Raw genomic sequence first — 2,706 nt, forward strand, 5'->3', positions numbered from 1 at the left:
GAAACATTTGATTCAAAAGCTTTTGCTAGGCATATTTCAATATCTCAGCGATGTTTTCCAAGAATTGCTCTGCTGCTTTTTAACGGAATCGGATATCAAATGCTTATAGCGAGGGAAGTGGTTTGAGAAAAGATAGAGTTGATTTCATTAGATTCCTATGTAGCGGAATCTACTACCAGCTCTTAGGGACAATAAATACTGAGATCGAACTCATTTCTCTACACTTACACGACGCTATAGGAGTAATCCTCGGAAACTCTACTAGAATTCGTTAAAAAATGGCAGGTTATGGAGTGTGATCAAAAAATATATTTTTTACAAATACTTAATCTCATTTTAAGTTGTCTAAAATATAACCTTATCTTAAAACTAAGTCGATATACCGCCATTTATCATAAAGTTAATAAGTTATACAAAATGCGGGAGTATTGTGTTTTTCTGTTTAGAGACGAGTAAAAAAACACCTTATTAAACATTAAGAGATTTCAGACATAAAACAATTTAACTTATGGAAAGTATATAGACAAAATGTATTTTGATAAAAAAGTTTATAATTCCATGTGGTCTTCAAAGAAATTTCTCGCCATTACTCAACAGAAAAACATATAATACAAACTTTTCAACCCAGTTATTGGTATAGAAATAATCCAGAAATTAGAGATTACTTAGATAATGGAAAAGCAATTGATCCGTTGCTTTTAGCACTCTTATCAGCGACAGATAGACGCAAACATACGCTTGAAATTATTGAACCTTCCTTAACGTCATCGTAAAATTTATTAATTAGGATCGATATGTTTATTCTAGTCTTGCTTATTTTTATGCTCGAGAGCTTTCTGTTGAAAGTGCCTTTAAATTAAATCAATCTATTCTAAGACCTCATATTACATTTTATCTTCATTTACCGCCCATTACTATACTGGAACGGTTGCAGAAAAGGGATGGTTTAAACTTAAAATACGAAGAAAAACTCTCTTTTATTGAAAAAATTTATTTGGAAAGCTAACTGTAATGGGCTTGTTTTAAAAGATTTAGAGAAGAGGAATAGAAAAGTTATCAATATTTATCGTGAGGATAATAGTGTGTTTATTCTTTTAGAGCCAAAGTGTGATGATAGAAGAACGACATGGAGGAGTATACTCGAGCATATTTTAATGCACGGAATAATAAGGGCAATGATGTGAGTGCAGCTTCCATACCGTAAAATTGTTTCACATATGTATAAAGGTGTAGCTTCTGAATAAAACGCACATAAAATATTAAATTTGTTTTTGTCCATAAATGTTCTGTTTTCATAGAAGAATTAATCATACAACAGCACAAAGATTGTAAAAGCCTCAAAAAAGAAATTTTGCTTTCTTAAATTTAATGATCTAAAATGAAAATTGTAAGAATGCCTGTTTTTAAACAGGATGTATCATGCATATCGACTGGGATTCATTTTAGAGGATAATTTATGTTCACTTCAAATTTGAAGGAACGCATTGCTTTATTTGAAAATAGAACTTTTCTCTATTTTACTTTGAGTGGCTTATTTGCTACATTTGGAAGTGGACTAAATTATATTACATTGTCGTGGCTCGCTTACAATCAGACGGGCTCAATCCGTGGTGTAGCGTTGATGATGCTTTTTCTTTGGACGCCTGGCATTATTTTTGCGCCTATTTTTGGCATATTGGCAGATAAATATAACCGTAAAACGCAGATTATTATTTCAAATCTTGTGAGAGGTTTGGTAATCGTAAGCTGGGTAATGCTTTGGCATTTTGGTATAAAAATTGAATTGATGGTCTTATCTGCTCTTTTGGGTATTTTTATCCCTTTTTATATGCCATCAGCTATTTCTCTAATTCAAAGTATTGTGCTGAAGGAACAGCTCATCAATGCAAATGCAACCATCGATATGGTTTATGAACTTGGCACTATCGTAGGTATGGGCTTAAGTGGATTTATACTATCCTATGCAGGAACAAAAGGAACTCTTCTAATAGGTGGTATATTCTTTATCATTGCTGGTTTATTTAATTTTGTAATGAAGGTACCTAAAAACCGAAGATCTAAAAAACAAAACCAGCAAAATTGGTGGGAAAATTATACAGCATCCCTTCATTATTTTAAACAGAATCCGGCTCTTTTTGTACCTTATATAAGCCAGATGATTATTATGACTCTTTTGATGACCATTCCTGTTATTCTCGTTCCTTATATACAAGAGGTTTTACATGCTGATAACAGGACCTTTGCAATATTTGAGGTGCTTTATTCTATGGGCGTATTGACAGGTGCGTTTTTTTCACCACTTCTTTGTAAAGTTTTATCGATAAGGAAAACATTAGCCATTTTATTAGCTTTTATGGCTATTGGCCTCGCTATTTTATCTGTTAATACACACAATTTTGTTGTTTTTCCTGTTTACTTTATGATTGGATTTGGACTTTCGAGTTGGGCTCTTTCGATTTCTTTATCACAACTCTCTTGTGATCCTGAATACCAAGGAAGATTGCAGGCAAGTTTTAATGGTATCTCTGGATGCTTGATCCTCGGATTCTATCTCATTATGGCAAGCGATAACAGTAGCATATCACCTCAATCGATATATTTTTTTCAAAGCATTGTTGCGTTTGTTGGAATTCTCATTGTACTGTTTTATAAACATGAAAAACAATAAATTGGCTTTAAGTGTGGTAAAATACGCTATTTTATAAA

General features: G+C 32.5%; 2 protein-coding genes and 1 pseudogene. All 3 read left to right on the forward strand.

What is annotated here, in order from left to right; all coding sequences use genetic code 11:
* Window positions 1–560 precede the first annotated feature (560 nt).
* The 3 genes and pseudogenes from ACFIO3_RS04395 to ACFIO3_RS04405 all read left to right on the forward strand — a co-directional run bounded on the left by ACFIO3_RS04395 (window position 561) and on the right by ACFIO3_RS04405 (window position 2,668).
* Window positions 561–773: a hypothetical protein gene (locus tag ACFIO3_RS04395; RefSeq protein ID WP_375606210.1), complete on the forward strand. Its 213-nt coding sequence runs from the start codon at window positions 561–563 to the stop codon at window positions 771–773.
* Window positions 774–799: 26 nt separating this feature from the next.
* Window positions 800–1,006, forward strand: a pseudogene (locus tag ACFIO3_RS04400) (hypothetical protein); the annotation flags it as partial.
* 450 nt (window positions 1,007–1,456) lie between these two features.
* Window positions 1,457–2,668, forward strand: coding sequence for an MFS transporter (locus ACFIO3_RS04405; RefSeq protein ID WP_375606211.1), 1,212 nt, complete (start codon window positions 1,457–1,459; stop codon window positions 2,666–2,668).
* Window positions 2,669–2,706 lie beyond the last annotated feature (38 nt).

Source organism: Bartonella sp. AD328YNZD (assembly GCF_042196425.1).